Origin of the sequence: Rhizobium sp. R635 (assembly GCF_002211285.1) — a bacterium.
Taxonomy (GTDB): domain Bacteria; phylum Pseudomonadota; class Alphaproteobacteria; order Rhizobiales; family Rhizobiaceae; genus Rhizobium.
Window position 1 is genome coordinate 1 of record NZ_LOKX01000014.1, and the last position, 17,638, is coordinate 17,638.

Here is a 17,638-nt window from a genome sequence, read left to right on the forward strand (position 1 = left end):
CCAGAACACAAACCAGCATCAGCCAATCCGCTTGAGTTTCACTAGAACGAGTAACTTCGTCGCCAGCAGCGCCGCCGCCCTCGTCAGTGAGTGGGCTTATAGAACTAACCCTCCCAAACAGTCAACAGCGCTTTTTGAAAAAAATGATATTTCTTTCAATTCATTGTTTTTGCATCGAAATTTTCGACCGGCATCAAAATACGGTCGTTTTCCGGATTCCGACCCACCCGAGAGAGCGGGAAAAACGAAGGGCTTGCGACTTTATCGCGGAAAGAACGCTCTTTCGTCCCAGGCGCCGCGACTTGATCACAATCTGCTGGTCTTAAGAGACGCACGATTCACACAGGCAAAGGCCGGTAGACTGCCGTTTCGTGAGCGATTTGACTTCCATGCCTAAAATATGCACATCTTTTGCCCCAGCCAGAATGGCCACCCATGCTCCCAGAGACGCCTGATGTAAGGACGCGGACCCGATTGCCATGATGACGGAGAAAACGATGATCCGCTCGTTGGGCAACGAGCCTCCGCTTCTGGCCGACGGCAGGCGCGCTCCCGATCGCCGCGAGGTTTCTCTGCGCTGGCTCTCGGGCACGTTCCTCACCGGCATCACATCTTCCGTGCTGATGGGTGTCGCGCTTTTCGCCGCCCTCGACGGCCGCCAGCAGCTGGCGATCCCGGCCGAAGCCTATGCCAGTGCGGCAGCGGACGCGCATGTCGATACGACGGTGGCGCGCGGCGGCCGGCTGATTGCGCCGGCCATCGCCGCGAAACCTTCCGACCGCGCCATCATGGAAGTGTCGACCGTCGTCCACGACGGCGAGAAAGAGGTCGTGCGCCGCCAGCCCTTCGCCCATGTGAAGATGACGCTGGCCGCCAATCACGTCGCGACCGAAGACTATCCGGATTTCGATCCTCTGGCGATCTTTTCCGCCGACGAGCCGCAGCCTGCGCCGCAAAGCCGCACCGGTGCGCTTTATGGTTCGGATGTCGAATCCGAAGTCAGCCTGAAGACCATTCCCTTCCCGACCGGCAAGACCCAAATGAAGATGGCCGCCGGCCTGTCGCTCGAAGAGGTCGAGGAGAACGTGCGCTCCAACGGTTCGGTTTTGACCGATGGCAACACGCAGCTTGCGGCCCTCTATTACGTCGACCCGCGCCGCTTCTCCAACGAGGATGCCGATGTCGACCTGACCGCCGGTCTCGCCGCCCGTGTTCTCGAACAGAACATGACGGTCTCCGCGCCGGAATCGATCACGCCGCAGACCGAGGAATTCGCCGACGACATCCTGCCGGTGCGCACGGACACGACGATTTCCAAAGCGCTGACGGATTCAGGTTATCCGCAGCAATATGCCGATGGCATCGCCGGCTATATCGCGCAGGAACTGGGCACCAACGAACTCGACAACGGCGACGTACTGCGCATCGGCATCATCCAGAAGGGTGAGCAGGCAAAGATCATCCGCGCCAGCGTCTATCGCGGCACGCGCCACCTTGCCACCGTCGCCCTTGACGACAAGGGCAAATACGTGACCGGCAGCCCGCCGCCGATGCTCGACGCCATCGCCACGGCCTTCGACGACAATTCCTTTGCTCCGCCGCCCGGCCAGAACCTGCCGCGCGTCTATGACGGCATTTATCGCGCCGCCCTTTCCTACGGCATGACCAAGGATATGACGGCGCTGATCATCAAGCTTCTTGCCAGCAATGTCGATTTTCAGGCGCAGCTGCGGCCGAGCGATACTCTTGAAGCCTTCTTCTCCGTCGCCGACAGCGCCGGCAAGGCGACCGAGGATTCCGAGCTGCTCTACGTCAACGCCCGTTTCGGCGATACGCAGACACGCTTCTACCGCTTCCAGGACCCCGAGGACGGCACGGTCGATTATTTCGACGAGAACGGCAAGAGCATCCGCCAGTTCCTGCTGCGCAACCCTGTCCCGAACGGCATCTTCAAATCCGGCTTCGGCATGCGCCGTCACCCGATCCTTGGTTTCGCCCGCATGCACACCGGCGTCGATTGGGCGGCACCCCGCGGCACGGCAATCATCGCCGCCGGCAACGGCACGGTCGAAAAAGCCGGCTGGGATTCCGGCGGCTACGGCAACCAGACGATCATCCGTCATGCCAATGGATATGAATCCTCCTACAACCACCAGAGCGCCATCGCCAAGGGTGTCGTTCCCGGCGCCAAGATCCGCCAGGGCCAGGTGATCGGCTGGGTCGGCACGACAGGCGAATCCACCGGCCCGCACCTGCATTACGAACTTATCGTCAACGGCACCAAGGTCGATCCGCTACGCATCCGCCTGCCGGGCGGCAAATCCCTGCAGGGCGAGGCGCTGGCGAAATTCGAGGACGAGCGCAAACGCATCGATACGCTGCTGAACAATCAGACGCCGGATCAGGTGGCGAGCAAGTAATCCAAACGAAAATGGCGGCCGAAGCCGCCATTTTGCCATTCCTCGGCAAGCAATTTAAGCCGCTTCGCTGACCGTCTGCCGCGTTCTGAACTGCAGCCGGTCCGAACCGCTCGTCACCTTCACCGTCGATCCATCCGGCACCTGACCGGACAGGATCTGCTCGGCCAGCGGATCCTGCACGAACTTCTGGATCACCCGCTTCAGCGGCCTTGCGCCGTAGATCGGATCGTAACCCTTGTTCGCAAGCCAGTGCCGGGCTTCGTCGTCGAGGTCGATGACGATCTTGCGCTCGGACAAAAGCGCCACCAGCCGCTTCAGCTGGATATCGACGATCGCACCCATCTCCTCGCGCTTCAGGCGATGGAAGAGGATGATCTCGTCGATGCGGTTCAGGAATTCCGGCCGGAAATGCCCGCGCACGACATCCATCACCTGCTCGCGAACCGTATCGCTGTCGTCACCGTCCCTGAGTTGGGTCAGATATTCGGCACCGAGGTTCGAGGTCATGATGATCATCGTGTTGCGGAAATCGACCGTCCGGCCCTGGCCGTCCGTCAAGCGCCCGTCATCCAGAACCTGCAGCAGGATGTTGAAGACATCGGGATGCGCCTTTTCGATCTCGTCGAACAGGACGACCTGATAGGGCCTGCGGCGCACGGCTTCCGTCAACGCGCCACCCTCGTCATAACCGACATAGCCGGGAGGTGCGCCGATCAGCCGGGCGACGGAGTGCTTTTCCATGTATTCCGACATGTCCATGCGCACCATCGCCGTCTCGTCGTCGAAGAGGAAGCGGGCGAGCGCCTTGGTGAGCTCCGTCTTGCCGACGCCAGTGGGGCCGAGGAAAATGAACGAGCCGATCGGCCGGTTCGGATCCTGCAGGCCGGCACGCGCGCGGCGCACCGCGCGCGACACGGCCTGAACCGCATCACCCTGGCCAATCACCGATTTCGCCAGCTCGTCTTCCATCCGCAGCAGCTTGTCGCGTTCGCCTTCCAGCATCTTATCGACGGGAATGCCGGTCCAGCGGGAAACGACATGAGCGATATTGTCGGGGGTCACCACCTCCTGCACCATCGCGCCGCGCTCGCCATCCTGCTTCTCGGCTTCGACGAGCTGTTTTTCCAAATCCGGAATGACGCCATAGGTCAGTTCGCCGGCGCGCTGGAATTCACCTTTGCGCTGGGCGATCGCCAGTTCGTTACGGGCATCGTCGAGTTGCTTCTTGAGATCGGCGGCAAGGCCGAGCTTCTGCTTTTCCGACTGCCAGCGAGCCGTCAGCGCATCGGCCTCCTCTTCGAAAGCAGCAAGTTCGGTCTCCAGCCGCTTCAGCCGGTCGGCGGAGGCGACGTCGGTCTCTTTCTTCAGCGCCTCGCGCTCGATCTTCAGCTGAATGATGCGGCGGTCGAGCTCGTCCAACTCTTCCGGCTTGGAATCCACCTGCATGCGAAGCCGCGCGGCCGCCTCGTCCATCAGGTCGATCGCCTTGTCGGGCAGGAAGCGGTCGGTGATGTAGCGGTTCGAAAGTGTCGCAGCAGCCACCAGCGCCGCATCGGCGATGCGGACCTTGTGATGCTGCTCGTATTTTTCCTTCAGGCCACGCAGGATCGAGATCGTGTCCTCGACCGTCGGCTCCTCGACCACCACGGGCTGGAAACGGCGGGCAAGTGCGGGATCCTTCTCGACATGTTTTCGATATTCGTCGAGCGTCGTCGCGCCGACGCAATGCAGTTCGCCACGGGCAAGGGCAGGCTTCAGAAGGTTGGAGGCGTCCATCGCCCCTTCCGCCTTGCCGGCCCCGACCAATGTGTGCATTTCGTCGATGAACAGGATGATCTCGCCGTTCTCCGCCTGCACCTCGTTGAGCACGGCTTTCAGCCGCTCCTCGAATTCACCGCGATATTTCGCACCGGCGATCAGCGCGCCCATGTCGAGCGCCATCAATTTCTTGTCCTTGAGCGATTCCGGCACGTCGCCGTTCACGATGCGCAGCGCCAGGCCCTCGACGATCGCCGTCTTGCCGACGCCGGGCTCGCCAATCAGCACCGGGTTGTTCTTGGTGCGGCGGGAGAGGACCTGGATGGTGCGGCGGATCTCGTCGTCGCGGCCGATCACCGGATCGAGCTTGCCCTCGCGAGCCTCGCCGGTGAGATCGCGCGCGAACTTCTTCAGCGAATCGAACCCCTGCTCGGCATTGGAGGAATCCGCCGTCCGCCCCTTGCGAATGTCGTTGATGACCTGGTTGAGGCCTTGGGCCGTCACCCCGGCGTTCTTCAGTGTCGAAAAGGTCGAAGCCGAGGATTCGATCGCCAGCGCCTGCAGCAGGCGCTCGACGGTGACGAAGCTGTCGCCGGCCTTCTTTGCCGCCTCTTCGGCGGTCGAAAACACCTTGGCGAGCGGTTGCGCCAGATAAATATTGCCATTGCCGCCGGAGATTTTCGGCAGCTTGGCAAGGGCCGCGTCATTGGCGAGACGGGCGGCCTTGGCATCACCGCCGGCACGCTCGATCAACGACGCCGCCATGCCCTGATCGTCGTCGAGCAGAACTTTCAGCACATGCTCGGGCGTGAATTGCTGATGACCCTGCGCCAGCGCATAGGTCTGGGCCGACTGGACGAAACCGCGCACCCGCTCCGAATATTTCTCGATATTCATATTCCACCTCCTGGATCGCCCTGCCCTTTCTAGGCGCAGACCGATGATTGAGATCGACCCCCTGAAAAGGCAGGCCGCGCTTGGCCCATCTGGGGTTTGGGCGAAGCAGTTCGAGGAGAATATGGTAGCCTATCCGAAGAGTTTAAAGAGCCCGCAAAATGAAAATCCCCGGCACGAGGCCGGGGATTTTCAAGGAAATTCGAAGAGATGGCATAAGCGGCCGGCTCTCCCCGAAAGAAGAGGCGAAATCCCTCACTCCGAAGCAGCGTCCGCCAGAACAGGCGCCTCGGCGGAAGCACCTTCGCCTTCGGAAGCACCGTCACCTTCCGCGCCGCGGCGCGGGCGACGGGGACGGTTGCCGGGGCTGCGGCGGCGAGGCTGGCGTTCGCGCGACTGGCCGGCGGAACCTTCCTCGTCCATGGCGACCTCGGCCGGAATGCCTTCGATCTCCGGCTGCGGGCCGGTTCCGTCGATGACCTCGGGCTGGGGGGCCGGGGCAGCTGCGGCAACAGGGGCCGGCGCCGGCTTCGGCTGATGCTGCCTGCTCTGCGGCGGCTGGACGACAACGACGTCGTCGCCGTCATTGTCGTTGGCATCGATGTCGTCGCTGTCGCGGTCGGCGGCTTCGCGATCATTGTATTCGCCGCGGTCGTCGCGCTGGAAGCGTTCCTGCATCTGCGCCTGGGCGCTGGCGATGATACGATTGTAGTGTTCGGCGTGCTGAAGATAGTTCTCGGCGATCACCCGGTCGCCGGAGCTCTGGGCGTCGCGGGCGAGCTGCGCGTATTTTTCGGCAATATGCTGGGCAGTACCGCGAATCTTCACATCGGGGCCGGAGCTGTCATAGGTCCGGGTCAGCGGGTTACCGCCCTTGCGGTTGAAATTGTTGTTATTGTTATTTCCACCGCCGCCATTGTTATTATTGTTGTTACCACGCCCTCGACCGCGCTTGTTCTGCTGTCCTGGCCTCATAGATCGTTCACCTGAATTCTCTGTTTGTGATGGATACATGGCACCAACCGCCATGACCGGAAAACCGGGTCAGGACCTTTGTGCCGCGAGCATACTGCGCCTTTGCGCCGACCTGCCGCTTGGTTCTCAAGTCAGTTTGACTGATTCACGCATTGGGTCGTGTTCAACCGTTGAAACTCTCGTTTAAAAGAGCGGACCCCCGAGGCAAACCAAGTACCGAACGAATCTCGTTCATTCCTATCTGCCCAACACGTGACCGCAACCTATCTTGCTTCCCCCGGAAATCCAAGCGTTTTCTTCGCAATAGCAATAATGTTCTGTTCAATGCCGGCAATTATCGCCGCTTACGCGAGCGCGAACACGAGCACCCTGTCGTTTTGACCGTAATCTTTAACGGATTTGAGGCGCTTGAAACCTTTCGCTTCGAAGATCGCCGTCACATCGTTTCGCTGATCGTAGCCGATTTCCAGTCCCACGACCCCATCGGGCCTCATGAACCTTGCCGCATCCTTGGCTATGGCTTTGTAGGCGTCAAGCCCATCCGGGCCGCCATCCAGCGCTGCAACCGGATCAAATTTCGTCACTTCGGGAGCGAGATCGTGAATGACATTGGAAGCAATATAGGGCGGATTTGAGACAATCGCGTGAAACGAGCCCTGGATGTTCTCGAACCATTTCGACTGCACGGCCTGAAAGCGATCCTGCAACCCGTTTCTTTCTGCGTTTGACTTTGCCGTCCGAAGTGCATCCGACGATATGTCGCTGCCGATACCTGACGCCTCGGGACATTCGCTCAAAAGCGCGAGGCATATCGCCCCGGTCCCGGTTCCTACATCAAGGATATGGAGATTGTCCTCGGCCTTTGCAAGGTCCTTGAGATAGGGAAGCATCGTATCGACCAGAATTTCGGTATCGGGACGCGGCTCGAGCGTTTCCGCCGAAAGCCGAAGCGGCAGGCCGTAGAATTCCCGCTCGCCGAGAATGCGGTGCACCGGCTCATGGCCGAGCCGCCGTTCCAGCGCCTTTGCAATCGCTTCGGCCTGATCGGAAGAAAGCCTCTCGGCCGACCGCGTCAGGAGTTCGGTCGACGACAGCTTCAGCAAGCCGGCGACAAGCAGCCGCGCATCGGTCAGCGGATCGGCGATACCGCCTTCGGTGAAGCGGCGGCGCGCTTCGGCAAGCATATCGGCGATCGTCCGGCTCACTGCTGTTCGCCGAGCTGCGCCAGCTGGCTCGCCTGATAGTCGGCCATCAGCGCATCGACGACCTCCTCGATCTCGCCTTCCATCATCCGGTCGAGCTTGTAGAGCGTCAGGTTGATGCGGTGGTCGGTCACGCGGCCCTGCGGAAAATTATAGGTGCGGATACGCTCGGAGCGGTCGCCGGAGCCGACCTGGCTCTTGCGATCGGCCGAACGCTCGCTGTCGGCCCGCTGCCGCTCGGCGTCGTAAAGCCTGGAACGCAGCACCTGCATCGCCTTGGCGCGATTCTGGTGCTGCGATTTTTCCGAGCTGGTGACGACGATGCCGGTCGGCAGGTGGGTAATCCGCACCGCCGAGTCCGTCGTATTGACGTGCTGGCCGCCGGCGCCCGAAGAACGCATCGTGTCGATGCGGATGTCTTCCGGCCGGATCTCGATATCGATCTCCTCGGCCTCCGGCAGCACCGCCACCGTCGCGGCCGACGTATGGATGCGCCCGCCCGCCTCGGTTTCCGGCACGCGCTGTACGCGGTGCACGCCGGATTCGAATTTCAGCTTGGCGAAAACGCCCCTGCCGGTGATCGTCGCGATGATTTCCTTGTAACCGCCGGCTTCACCCTCGCTTGCCGAGAGCACCTCCACCTTCCAGCTCTTCTCGGCGGCGAAGCGCTCGTACATGCGAAAGAGATCGCCGGCGAAAAGCGCCGCTTCCGAACCGCCGGTGCCTGCCCGGATTTCGAGAATTGCGCTCTTTTCGTCCGCCGCATCCTTCGGCAGGAGCAGGATCTGCATCTCCTGCTCCAGCGCCTCGATCCGCTCCTTCACCTCGGGCAGTTCGAGTTCGGCGAGATCGCGCATCTCACGATCGACCGACTTGTCTTCGAGCAGCGTGTCGAGATCGGCAAGCTCGGCGACCGCCTTCTCATAGGCGCGAATCTTCGTCACGACGGGCTGCAGCTCGGAATATTCGGATGCGAGCTTCACATAGACGTCGGCGGCGGGGCCGGCCGACATGCGCGCTTCGATTTCGCCGAAACGGCGTTCCAGCTCGCGCATCTTTTCAACGGGAAGCTTCGCCACCCTTCACTCCGATTCTTCTTGTATAGGCCTAAAGGGGAATATTGTGGCTCTCGGCGAAGCGGGCAAGCACTTCGCGCATCGGCACCATGGCGCTGTTATCGTCCAGCACCTCGTTCATCGCTTTCGTCAGCGCGCCGACATCCAGCCCGAGCAGCATCGCCTTCACAGGCCCGATCGAGGCCGGCGACATCGAAATCGAGCGGAAACCGATGCCGAGCAGCGCCATGGCCGAAATCGGCTTGCCGGCCAGCTCGCCGCAAAGGGTCACCGGCGTCTTGTTGCGGTCCGCCCCGCGCACGATATCGCGCAGGATGCGCAGGAACGGCTTGCCGAGCGGATCGAAACGGTCCGAGACCCGTGCATTGCCGCGGTCGACCGCCATCGAAAACTGAAAGAGGTCGTTCGAGCCGACCGAGACGAAATCAACCGCCTCCATCAACTCGTCGAGCTGCCAGAGCAGGGCCGGCACCTCGAGCATCGCCCCGAACTGCAGCTTGCGCGGCAGCCCGTGGCCGAAGCGCGAGAGATGCTGCACTTCCTTCTGCAGGAGTTCGCGCACCATCTTCAGCTCGGAAACCTCGGTCACCATCGGCACCATCAGCTTCAGCTCGGTGCCGGCCGATGCCTTCAGCATGGCGCGCAGCTGGGTGCGCAGCAGTCCCGGCCGGTCGAGCGACAGCCGGATGGCGCGCCAGCCGAGCGCGGGGTTTTCTTCCTCATGACCGCGGAAATAGGGCACCACCTTGTCGCCGCCGATATCGAGCGTCCGGAAGGTGACGACACGTCCCGCCGCCTGCTTCAGCACATTGCGGTAGAACAGCTCCTGCTCCTCCGCCTTCGGCATGGTGGAGGCGATCATGAACTGCAGTTCGGTGCGGAAGAGGCCGATGCCCTCCGCGCCGGATTCCGACAGCTGCGGCAGGTCGACCAGCAGGCCGGCATTCATCATCAGCGAGATGCGGTGTCCGTCCTTGGTCACCGGTTCGATGGCGCGCAGCGCCCGGAACTGCTCCTGCCGCCGGGCGCGGAAGCGGACCTTTTCCTCATAGGAACGCCGATGATCGGCCATCGGCCGCAGGTGCACATGCCCCTCGTCGGCGTCGATGATCACGGCGTCGCCGTTCTCGGCGAGCGCCACCACGCCGGCCGCCTGGCCGATGACCGGAATGCCCATGGCGCGGGCGACGATCACCACATGGCTCGTCACCGCCCCTTCTTCTAGCACCAGCCCGCGAACGTTGGAGCGGGGATAATCGAGCAGCTCGGCCGCGCCCATGGCGCGGGCCAGAATGATCGCATCGTTCGGGAAGCCTTCCGCGGTCGTCCGGCCGGTATAACCGGTCAACTGCCTGAGCAGCCGGTTCGCCAGATCCTCGAAATCATGCATGCGTTCTCGCAGATAAGGGTCGGTCAACCGCATCATCCGCGCCTTGGTGTCGCTCTGCACCTTCTCGACTGCCGCTTCCGCTGTCAGGCCGTTGCGGATCGCCTCCTCGAGCTTGCGCACCCAGCCCTGGTCATGGGCGAACATGCGATAGGTTTCCAGCACCTCGCGATGCTCGCCCTCCATCGACACGTCGCGGCGCGACAGCATGTCGTCGATCGAAATCCTGAGCGAGCCCATGGCCTCCGCCAGCCGCCGGATTTCCTTCTCCGCATCCTCGTTGAGCAGGTTGGTGACGACGATGCGCGGTTCGTGCAGCACGACATAGCCGAGGCCGATGCCGTCATTGTAAGTATCGCCGTCGATCGTCACCGAGCGCGTCAGGTCGAGTTCGAGCCCGGGCTTGGTAATCTTCTTGAGCTCGCCGGTGGCGATCATCTCGGCGAGCACCATCGCCGTCGTTTCGAGCGCCTCGACCTCCTCGTCGCGATAGTTGCGGCTCGCCTTGTTCTGCACGACGAGAACGCCGAGCGAGCGGCCGGTTCGGAGAATCGGCACGCCGAGGAAGGAATGATAGATTTCTTCGCCCGTCTCGGGCAGGTAGCGGAAGGCCGGATGCGATTGCGCGTCGGAAAGGTTCAGCGGCTGCGCCGAAGCGGCGATCGTACCGACGAGGCCCTGCCCCATCTTCAGTTGCGCCAGGTGCACGGCTTCGCGGTTGAGACCTTCGGTCGCATAGAGTTCGAGCACGCCGTCGGCGCGCAGCACGTAGACGGAGCAGACTTCCGCCACCATGTTGCCGGCGATCTGGCGAACGATCCGGTCAAGACGGTCCTGCGGCTCCAGCGGCTCTGCCATCAACTCGCGCAGCCGCCTGAGCAGCACGCGCGGACCGCCGGAAAGGTCTCTCATGACGTCTCAAGCTCCCGAAACAACGCTCTCAGTCCCGGCGGGCCTGCCTCCGTCTCCTCAACCTGAAGGGGCAGCCCGCCCACTGGGAATCAATTCTTATCCAGACCGTAGCAGGAATGCAAAGTCCTGACAGCGAGTTCTGCATAGGGACCGTCGATCAGGATGGAAATCTTGATCTCGGAGGTCGTGATCGCCTTGATGTTGATGCCTTTTTCGGCAAGTGCACGAAACGCAGTCGCGGCGACGCCCGCATGGCTGCGCATACCGATGCCGATGACGGATACTTTCACCAGCCCCGATTCGTTCTGCACGACATCGTAGCCGATCTTCTCCTTATGGTCGCCGAGAACCTTGATCGCCTTCTCGACGTCGCCAGACGGCACGGTGAAGGTCATGTCGGTCTTCGATCCGTCCTCGGAAATATTCTGAACGATCATGTCGACATTGATATGGGATTCGGCAAGCGGCCCGAAGATCGCGGCGGAGACGCCCGGCCGGTCGGCAAGACGGCGAAGCGAGATCTGAGCCTCATCCTTGGCATAGGCGATGCCGGTGACTACTTCCTGTTCCACGATTTCATCCTCGTCACAAATCAGCGTTCCGGGCGGGTTCAACAGATCGCCCATGCCCGGAGCATCGGGATCTTCGAAAGACGAGCGCACGAAGGTACGCACCTTATGCACCATGGCAAGCTCGACCGAACGCACCTGCAGCACCTTGGCACCGAGCGAGGCCATCTCCAGCATTTCCTCGAAGGCGATCTTCTTCAGCCTGCGCGCCTGCGGCACGATGCGCGGATCGGTCGTATAGACGCCGTCGACATCGGTATAGATATCGCAGCGATCGGCTTTGACAGCAGCCGCGATGGCGACGGCCGACGTGTCCGACCCGCCGCGCCCGAGTGTCGCGAGGCGGTTGTCCGGTCCCAATCCCTGGAAGCCGGCGATGACGGCGACCTGTCCCTCGCCCATCCGCTTGATGATGTCGGAGCCGTCGATCTCCAGGATACGCGCCGCGCCATGCGCATTGTCGGTGCGGATCGGGATCTGCCACCCCTGCCATGAGCGGGCATTGATATCCATCGCCTGCAATGCGATCGCAAGAAGACCTGATGTCACCTGTTCGCCGGAAGCGACCACCGCGTCATATTCGCGCGCATCGTAAAAGGGAGAATTGGCGCCGATCACCTTCGGCATGCCCTGCACCCAGCCGACCAACTCATTGGTCTTGCCGGACATGGCCGAGACCACCACTGCGACCTCGTGACCGGCATCGACTTCGCGTTTCACGTGGCGGGCAACGTTCTTGATGCGGTCCAGGTCAGCGACGGACGTGCCGCCGAATTTCATTACGATGCGTGCCATATGCCTCTACCACGACTGGCGCCGGAAAGCGGAAACCCCGACCCGGCATCACGAAAGCTCTGGGGCGGACCGCTTGGCGAAAGAGCCAAGCCCCCAATTTCTGGAACCGCTCTAAAAGCCCAGGCCCTGAAGGCCCCAAGTTGCGGCGTCTCTTAGCGAGTTTGGCGGGGGGAGGCAAGCACACGATATAAAGCAATTGCCGAGCGCCTCCACGCTCGTCGCTCCTTGATACCCACGCCCCTTGACTTATGCCCCCGATCGTCCGACTTCACTTGTCACGAACGCAAGGAGAAGACGATGACGGAAACCGCCAGGAGCACGATCGACCAGGGCGAAGTGGACCGCTTCTCGGCGATGGCAGCGGAATGGTGGAGCCCGACCGGCAAGTTCAAGCCGCTGCACAAGTTCAATCCCGTCCGCCTCGCCTATATAAGAGACAAGGCCTGCGAGAATTTCGGCCGTGATCCGAAAAGCGCCCGCCCGCTCGAGGGGCTGCGTGTGCTCGACATCGGTTGCGGTGGCGGCCTTCTGTCCGAACCGGTCGCTCGCATGGGCGCCACGGTCGTCGGCGCCGATCCGTCCGAAAAGAATATTGGCATCGCTTCGACACACGCCAGGGCGTCCGGGGTTTCGGTCGATTATCGCGCCGTCACCGCCGAGGAGCTCGCCGATGCCGGCGAGACCTTCGATATCGTCCTGAACATGGAAGTGGTCGAACATGTCGCCGATGTCGAACTCTTCATGACGACCTGCGCGAAGATGGTCCGCCCCGGCGGCCTGATCTTCGTCGCCACCATCAATCGCACGATGAAGGCGGCGGCGCTCGCCATCTTCGCCGCCGAAAACATTCTGCGCTGGCTGCCGCGCGGCACCCATCAGTATGAAAAACTGGTGCGCCCGGAAGAGCTGGAAAAGCCGCTCACGGCAAGCGGCCTCGACATCACCGACCGCACCGGCGTCTTCTTCAATCCGCTGTCCAACCAGTGGAACCTGTCCAAGGACATGGACGTGAACTACATGCTGCTGGCGAAGCGCGAGGCGTAAGCAAGTCTTCGCATCCGGAAAACTATGATAAGGTCGATCCGTTCATCCGAAGGAGAAACTCGATGGGCGAAGCCGCAAAAATTACCGTTACCTTGGAACCTCGTCTCGAAGAATATGTGCGCGACGAAGTTGCCCGCGGCGCCTTCAAGTCGAGCAGCGACTATATCGAAAGCGTGCTGCGTGACCGCTACAATGACGATCAACGCGTTCACGAATTGGAAGATGAACTGCAAAAAGGCATCGACGATCTGGAAGCAGGGCGGACCTTATCCCTTGAGGACGCATTCAACGGTGTTTATGCCGAACTCGGCCTGGACAAGCTCCGCAGTCGATGAAGGTGGCCTTCTCCCAGGCCGCCCGTGCCGATCTGCTCGCAATCGGCCGTTATATTCTTGAACAAAATCCAACGCGCGCTTTGCCGTTCATGGACGAACTGCACTCCGCATGCGTGGAGATTGCGGACATGCCGCATGCCTTCGTCGAACTTCGGTTGCCAAGACTGAGAGGAGTGCGAAGGCGCCCTTTCGGAAACTATCTCATCTTCTATCGAATTGAGGGCTCCACCGTGCAGGTGATCCGTATCCTGCATGGCGCGCGAGACTACATCAACATCCTTCGACGGATGAGTTAGGCATCTCAGTTTACGTCCTCGGGCAGCACCGGAATGGCCGCGATCTCGATGCCCTCTTCCACGAGCGCCTGCGCCTCGTCGACCGTCGCCTGGCCGATGATGCCGCGGGCATCTGCCTCGCCGTAGTGGATCTTGCGGGCTTCCTCGGGAAACTTCGTGCCGACATCCTCGGAATTGGCTTTGACGGCCGCGACCGCCTCTTTCAGCTTTTCCAGGGCCTCCCGGCGCATGGCATCCATCGCCAGCGTCTGCCTCTCGTCCTTCTTGCGCGCGGTCGACACCGAAGGCGCCATCAGGAGCTTGGACACGGCGGCGGAATGGCAGACCGGACAAGTCAGGAAACCGGTCTCGACCTGGCGGTCGAAATCGGCGCTCTCCGAAAACCAGCCTTCGAACTCATGGGCATTGTCACAGGTAAGGGAATAGCGGATCAAGCGGCGACGCCTCCTGCGACTGCCCCCGCGATTTTCTCGACCGAGAATTCCCGGCCGTTCCTCAGGTTCGGGATCTTGTCATGAGCGGCCTTGACCGCGCCGGGATCGATCTCGGCCACAATAACAGCCTCGCCGGTGGCGCCGGCCGAGGCCAGCACCGTGCCCCAGGGGTCGATGATCATCGAGTGACCGAAGGTCTCCCGGCCGTCCTCGTGCCGGCCGGCCTGTGCGGCGGCAATGACGAAGACGCCGTTCTCGATCGCGCGGGCTCTCAGCAGGATTTCCCAATGCGCCTCGCCGGTCTGCCTGGTAAAGGCGGCGGGAACCGTCATCACCTCGGCGCCGGCAACGGCCTGAGCGCGAAACAGCGCAGGGAAGCGAACGTCGTAGCAGATGGCAAAGCCCATTTCCGCGAAAGGCAGCGACAAGACACGCGCTTCCGAGCCGGCCGTATAGGACGCACTTTCGCGCCAACTCTCGCCATTGTCGAGATCGACGTCGAACATATGGATCTTGTCGTAGCGGTTGAGGATTCGCCCATCGGGACCGAAGAGGAAGCCGCGATTGGCGATCTTGCCGTCGTCAAGCGCGATCGCCGTCGAGCCGACATGCATGTAGATACCAAGCTCCATCGCAAGCTCGGAGCCGGTCCTGACGATGATGTCATGCGTCTCGTCAGCAAGCACGGCGCGGGCGGCGGCGCGGTCGCGTTGCAGCATGCCGGTCATCTCGGGCGTCTGCACATAGGCAGCACCTTGAGCCGCGGCCTCGCGCACCAGCCGCGCCATGGCTGCGGCATTCTTCACCGGATCGACCCCGGAACACATCTGAACGGCGGCGGCCTTGAAGCTCATCGGTTCTTCCTCAAGCAGCCAGCATTGGATCGAGCTTGCCGGCCCGATCGAGCGCGAAGAGATCGTCGCAACCGCCGACATGATCGGCGCCGATGAAGATCTGTGGGAAGGTGGTGCGCCCGTTCGACTTGCCGATCATTTCCTGGCGAAGATCCGGCGAATAGGTCGCGTCGTGTTCGACATATTCGACGCCCTTTTCTTCGAGAAGGGACTTGGCGCGGGCGCAATAGCCGCAAAACTGTCGTGTATAGATGGTGACGGGTACCATGATATCTCCAGACGGGTGCCGGGGTATTTCTGTCATATAGGCCCGGAGAGAGCCCTTGCAAAGGTCAAAACCGTGATCTCAGCCGCACCCGCCTTGCGCAGTGTCCGGCTTGCGGCGGCGACCGTCGCCCCCGTCGTATAGACGTCGTCGACGAGCACGATGCGCTTGCCGAAAACGTCGTTTTCGCAGCCCTTGGCAATCGCGAAAGCGCCTCTGACATTGTCCTCGCGCGCCTTCGCGCCGAGGCCGACCTGCTGGCTGGTGCGCTTGACACGGACGAGCGTCGCGGCGAGCAGCGGCTTGCCCGAAAGCTTCGCCATATGGCGGGCAAGCTCGGCCGCCTGATTGAACTTGCGCGCCAGCATGCGGGTGCGGTGCAGCGGCACCGGGATCAGCGCATCGCAGCTTTCGACCGTCCCGTCGGCGGCGCGCAGCATCCAGGCCGCCATCATCGGCGCCAGATCGGTGCGGTCGCGGTATTTGAGCCCGTGAACGAGATCGCGGACGGCATGGTCGTGGGTCGCGGCTGACCGCAGCCGGTCGAAGGGCGGCGGATTGGCGATCGCCTCGGCGCTCAGAATACCGGCGCCGAGATCGTGCGAGAAGGGAATGCCGAGCACTTCGCAATAGGGCCGTTCGATGAAACGGATGCCGGACCAGCATTTTGCGCAAAGCCCGCGATGATCGCCGGTCGAGATGCCGCAGACGGAACAGGCGGGCGGATAGAGGAAATCGGCCAGCGCCGAAAACGGCCGCAAGATCTGCGCCCGCAGGAATTCCATCGGTCTTTCGAAATGGATCGATTTCATGCCAGCGAGATTAGCCTGTTCTCTCCCAAAGGAAAATCGCCTTGCCGCTGAGACGGCGCGGGACTAAGGACATCGCCATGGAAACGATCTTCGACAGAGCCCTGATCGCCGCACATCGCCATCGCGCGCTTGTCAACAACGACCCGAAAGCCGCCTTCCTGCTCGACATCGCCGCCGCGGAAATGGCCGAAAGGCTTGCCGTCGTCGAGCGGACATTCGAGACCGCCGTCGAACTGCACGGCGCGACCGGCGTGGCCGCCCGCGCCGCAATGGCGACCGGCAAGATCGGTACGATGATCCGGGTCGAGAGCGAGAGGGCCTATGCGGCCCCAAGCGAAACCTTGATCGAGGCGCCGCTCGAAGACGTGCCGCTAGAGCCGCAATCGGCCAATCTCGTCTTCGCGCCGCTCAGCCTGCATCTGACCAACGATACGCCTGGCGTTTTCATCCAGATCCGGCGCGCCTTGAAGCCGGACGGCCTGTTCCTGGCCGCGATCCCCGGCGCCGGCACGCTGCAGGAACTGCGCGAGGTGCTGCTGGCCGCCGAACTCGATATCACGGGCGGCGCAAGCCCGCGCGTCATCCCCTTCGCCGATGTGCGTGATGTCGGCGGCCTCATGCAGCGCGCCGGCTTCACCCTGCCGGTGATCGACACGGAGAACTATACGGTACGATATGACTCGCTCTTTCCGCTGATGCGGGATCTGAGGGCGATGGGCATGAGTAATCCGCTCGCAGCCCGCGCCCGCATGCCGCTGACGCGCGCCTTCTTCCTGCGCGCGGCCGAGATCTACGCCGAACGCTACTCCGATCCCGACGGGCGCATCCGCGCGACCTTCTCGATCATCTATGTCTCAGGATGGGCTCCGCACGAGAGCCAGCAAAAGCCGCTCCAGCCGGGTTCGGCCAAGGCACGCCTTGCCGATGCGCTGAAGGTGGACGAGCACAAGCTCAGGCAATAGAGCAATTCCAGGAAAAGTGTGAGCCATTTTCGGACAACGTCATGCTCTCACTCTTGATTGAGCAGGCTGCTTCTTCAGTCCCCGGGCAGAGTGTCGATGATCACGTTGAAAACGTTCTGCAGGCTGCCGGTGAAGGCGCCGAGACCAGCGATGAGCGCAGTGCAGATGATGGCGGCGATCAGGCCGTATTCGACCGCCGTCGCACCTCTGCGATCTGTAAGATATGCTTTCAAAAGGCGCATTGCCCCAACCCTCTGCGCGAACCGACTGCAACCATCAATTCCACGGCCATCGAATGATGGCCGGCATATTCAGCAACCGGCGCCGACGCCGTATCCCTGGACGACGCAGACCGAACCCGGCGTATCCTGGAGGACGCTGCGGCGGATCGTATAACGCTTGCCGCCTTCGTCCTTCGGGATCGATCCGGTCGTGATCGTATCAAAATCAACCGGCGCGCTGGCGAAGACACTTTTCTTCGAGGAATCCGCAAGCATCGGCGTCAGGATGAGTGTCAGCGCGACCACCGCCGTACCGAACAGAAGGGCGATATTGAGCGCACCCGTCCTGCGCGAGGCAGACGAAGCCCGTTCCTTTTCCCGGACAGCTTTCCAGAAATCATCGTCCATGACGTCAAGCCTTTTAATA

General features: G+C 61.9%; 18 protein-coding genes. 6 read left to right on the forward strand and 12 right to left on the reverse strand.

The genetic code is table 11. The features are described 5' to 3' along the window. Together ATY78_RS28720 and ATY78_RS13430 are read left to right on the forward strand one after the other, a co-directional pair. A partial coding sequence (locus ATY78_RS28720) for a hypothetical protein (protein ID WP_210191802.1) occupies positions 1-397 on the forward strand: 397 nt, incomplete at its 5' end. 82 nt (positions 398-479) lie between these two features. Beyond that, positions 480-2,420, forward strand: coding sequence for a M23 family metallopeptidase (locus ATY78_RS13430; RefSeq protein ID WP_088682836.1), 1,941 nt, complete (start codon positions 480-482; stop codon positions 2,418-2,420). Positions 2,421-2,474: 54 nt separating this feature from the next. Here ATY78_RS13430 and clpB read toward each other — a convergent pair whose 3' ends face one another. From clpB to ATY78_RS13460, 6 genes are all read right to left on the reverse strand, one after another. Further along, the gene (clpB, locus tag ATY78_RS13435; protein ID WP_088682837.1) at positions 2,475-5,075 is read right to left on the reverse strand and encodes an ATP-dependent chaperone ClpB; all 2,601 of its coding nucleotides are present in this window, start codon (positions 5,073-5,075) and stop codon (positions 2,475-2,477) included. 252 nt (positions 5,076-5,327) lie between these two features. Next, entirely contained in the window at positions 5,328-6,047 is a 720-nt protein-coding gene (locus ATY78_RS13440; protein WP_088682838.1) for a DUF4167 domain-containing protein, read from the reverse strand. Between the two features lie 344 nt (positions 6,048-6,391). Then, positions 6,392-7,252, reverse strand: coding sequence for a peptide chain release factor N(5)-glutamine methyltransferase (gene prmC / locus ATY78_RS13445; protein ID WP_088682839.1), 861 nt, complete (start codon positions 7,250-7,252; stop codon positions 6,392-6,394). Continuing rightward, the gene (gene prfA, locus ATY78_RS13450; protein WP_088682840.1) at positions 7,249-8,328 is read right to left on the reverse strand and encodes a peptide chain release factor 1; all 1,080 of its coding nucleotides are present in this window, start codon (positions 8,326-8,328) and stop codon (positions 7,249-7,251) included. The genes prmC and prfA overlap by 4 nt, the downstream gene beginning before the upstream one ends. Positions 8,329-8,356: 28 nt before the next feature. After that, entirely contained in the window at positions 8,357-10,624 is a 2,268-nt protein-coding gene (gene ptsP / locus ATY78_RS13455) for a phosphoenolpyruvate--protein phosphotransferase (protein ID WP_088682841.1), read from the reverse strand. A gap of 89 nt (positions 10,625-10,713) precedes the next feature. After that, complete coding sequence (locus ATY78_RS13460) at positions 10,714-11,988, reverse strand: aspartate kinase (RefSeq protein ID WP_064686444.1); 1,275 nt, start codon at positions 11,986-11,988, stop codon at positions 10,714-10,716. A gap of 297 nt (positions 11,989-12,285) precedes the next feature. On the opposite strand from ATY78_RS13460, the gene ubiG reads away from it, so the two are divergent. The 3 genes from ubiG (at position 12,286) to ATY78_RS13475 (ending at position 13,663) form a co-directional block, all read left to right on the forward strand. After that, a complete protein-coding gene (gene ubiG / locus ATY78_RS13465; RefSeq protein ID WP_088682842.1) occupies positions 12,286-13,032 on the forward strand; it encodes a bifunctional 2-polyprenyl-6-hydroxyphenol methylase/3-demethylubiquinol 3-O-methyltransferase UbiG in 747 nt (248 codons plus the stop codon). A gap of 62 nt (positions 13,033-13,094) precedes the next feature. After that, positions 13,095-13,367, forward strand: coding sequence for a hypothetical protein (locus ATY78_RS13470; RefSeq protein ID WP_088682843.1), 273 nt, complete (start codon positions 13,095-13,097; stop codon positions 13,365-13,367). Then, positions 13,364-13,663 carry a type II toxin-antitoxin system RelE/ParE family toxin gene (locus ATY78_RS13475; protein ID WP_088682844.1) on the forward strand — a complete coding sequence of 100 codons (300 nt, stop codon included), beginning with the start codon at positions 13,364-13,366 and terminating at the stop codon, positions 13,661-13,663. The genes ATY78_RS13470 and ATY78_RS13475 overlap by 4 nt, the downstream gene beginning before the upstream one ends. A 5-nt stretch (positions 13,664-13,668) precedes the next feature. Here the strand turns inward: ATY78_RS13475 and ATY78_RS13480 are convergent, their stop codons facing one another. From ATY78_RS13480 to ATY78_RS13495, 4 genes are read right to left on the reverse strand one after another with little or no spacing between them, the layout of a single operon-like run. Continuing rightward, the gene (locus tag ATY78_RS13480; RefSeq protein WP_088682845.1) at positions 13,669-14,097 is read right to left on the reverse strand and encodes a DUF1178 family protein; all 429 of its coding nucleotides are present in this window, start codon (positions 14,095-14,097) and stop codon (positions 13,669-13,671) included. Continuing rightward, positions 14,094-14,951, reverse strand: coding sequence for a carbon-nitrogen hydrolase family protein (locus ATY78_RS13485; RefSeq protein WP_088682846.1), 858 nt, complete (start codon positions 14,949-14,951; stop codon positions 14,094-14,096). The genes ATY78_RS13480 and ATY78_RS13485 overlap by 4 nt, the downstream gene beginning before the upstream one ends. 10 nt (positions 14,952-14,961) lie before the next feature. After that, positions 14,962-15,219 carry a glutaredoxin 3 gene (gene grxC / locus ATY78_RS13490; RefSeq protein ID WP_088682847.1) on the reverse strand — a complete coding sequence of 86 codons (258 nt, stop codon included), beginning with the start codon at positions 15,217-15,219 and terminating at the stop codon, positions 14,962-14,964. A gap of 32 nt (positions 15,220-15,251) precedes the next feature. Then, positions 15,252-16,028 (reverse strand): ComF family protein, encoded by a 777-nt coding sequence (locus tag ATY78_RS13495; RefSeq protein ID WP_088682848.1) that lies wholly within the window; start codon positions 16,026-16,028, stop codon positions 15,252-15,254. 77 nt (positions 16,029-16,105) lie between these two features. Between ATY78_RS13495 and ATY78_RS13500 the strand changes: the two genes are divergently transcribed. Continuing rightward, positions 16,106-16,990, forward strand: coding sequence for a methyltransferase domain-containing protein (locus ATY78_RS13500; RefSeq protein WP_088682849.1), 885 nt, complete (start codon positions 16,106-16,108; stop codon positions 16,988-16,990). A 74-nt stretch (positions 16,991-17,064) separates the two neighbouring features. Here ATY78_RS13500 and ATY78_RS13505 read toward each other — a convergent pair whose 3' ends face one another. Together ATY78_RS13505 and ATY78_RS13510 are read right to left on the reverse strand one after the other, a co-directional pair. Continuing rightward, entirely contained in the window at positions 17,065-17,232 is a 168-nt protein-coding gene (locus ATY78_RS13505) for a Flp family type IVb pilin (RefSeq protein WP_088682850.1), read from the reverse strand. 69 nt (positions 17,233-17,301) lie between these two features. Continuing rightward, on the reverse strand, positions 17,302-17,619 hold the full coding sequence (locus ATY78_RS13510) for a hypothetical protein (RefSeq protein ID WP_088682851.1): 318 nt from the start codon (positions 17,617-17,619) through the stop codon (positions 17,302-17,304). Between the last annotated feature and the right edge of the window lie 19 nt (positions 17,620-17,638).

What these genes read in the sequence shown, in the direction of transcription:
- ATY78_RS13495 (WP_088682848.1), bottom strand. Translation starts at nt 16,028, where the DNA reads ATGAAATCGATCCATTTCGAAAGACCGATGGAATTCCTGCGGGCGCAG.
- grxC (WP_088682847.1), bottom strand. Translation starts at nt 15,219, where the DNA reads ATGGTACCCGTCACCATCTATACACGACAGTTTTGCGGCTATTGCGCC.
- ATY78_RS13470 (WP_088682843.1), top strand. Translation starts at nt 13,095, where the DNA reads ATGGGCGAAGCCGCAAAAATTACCGTTACCTTGGAACCTCGTCTCGAA.
- ATY78_RS13440 (WP_088682838.1), bottom strand. Translation starts at nt 6,047, where the DNA reads ATGAGGCCAGGACAGCAGAACAAGCGCGGTCGAGGGCGTGGTAACAAC.
- ATY78_RS13475 (WP_088682844.1), top strand. Translation starts at nt 13,364, where the DNA reads ATGAAGGTGGCCTTCTCCCAGGCCGCCCGTGCCGATCTGCTCGCAATC.
- ATY78_RS13460 (WP_064686444.1), bottom strand. Translation starts at nt 11,988, where the DNA reads ATGGCACGCATCGTAATGAAATTCGGCGGCACGTCCGTCGCTGACCTG.
- ubiG (WP_088682842.1), top strand. Translation starts at nt 12,286, where the DNA reads ATGACGGAAACCGCCAGGAGCACGATCGACCAGGGCGAAGTGGACCGC.
- ATY78_RS13430 (WP_088682836.1), top strand. Translation starts at nt 480, where the DNA reads ATGATGACGGAGAAAACGATGATCCGCTCGTTGGGCAACGAGCCTCCG.
- ATY78_RS13510 (WP_088682851.1), bottom strand. Translation starts at nt 17,619, where the DNA reads ATGGACGATGATTTCTGGAAAGCTGTCCGGGAAAAGGAACGGGCTTCG.
- ATY78_RS13505 (WP_088682850.1), bottom strand. Translation starts at nt 17,232, where the DNA reads ATGCGCCTTTTGAAAGCATATCTTACAGATCGCAGAGGTGCGACGGCG.
- ATY78_RS13485 (WP_088682846.1), bottom strand. Translation starts at nt 14,951, where the DNA reads ATGAGCTTCAAGGCCGCCGCCGTTCAGATGTGTTCCGGGGTCGATCCG.
- clpB (WP_088682837.1), bottom strand. Translation starts at nt 5,075, where the DNA reads ATGAATATCGAGAAATATTCGGAGCGGGTGCGCGGTTTCGTCCAGTCG.
- ATY78_RS13500 (WP_088682849.1), top strand. Translation starts at nt 16,106, where the DNA reads ATGGAAACGATCTTCGACAGAGCCCTGATCGCCGCACATCGCCATCGC.
- ptsP (WP_088682841.1), bottom strand. Translation starts at nt 10,624, where the DNA reads ATGAGAGACCTTTCCGGCGGTCCGCGCGTGCTGCTCAGGCGGCTGCGC.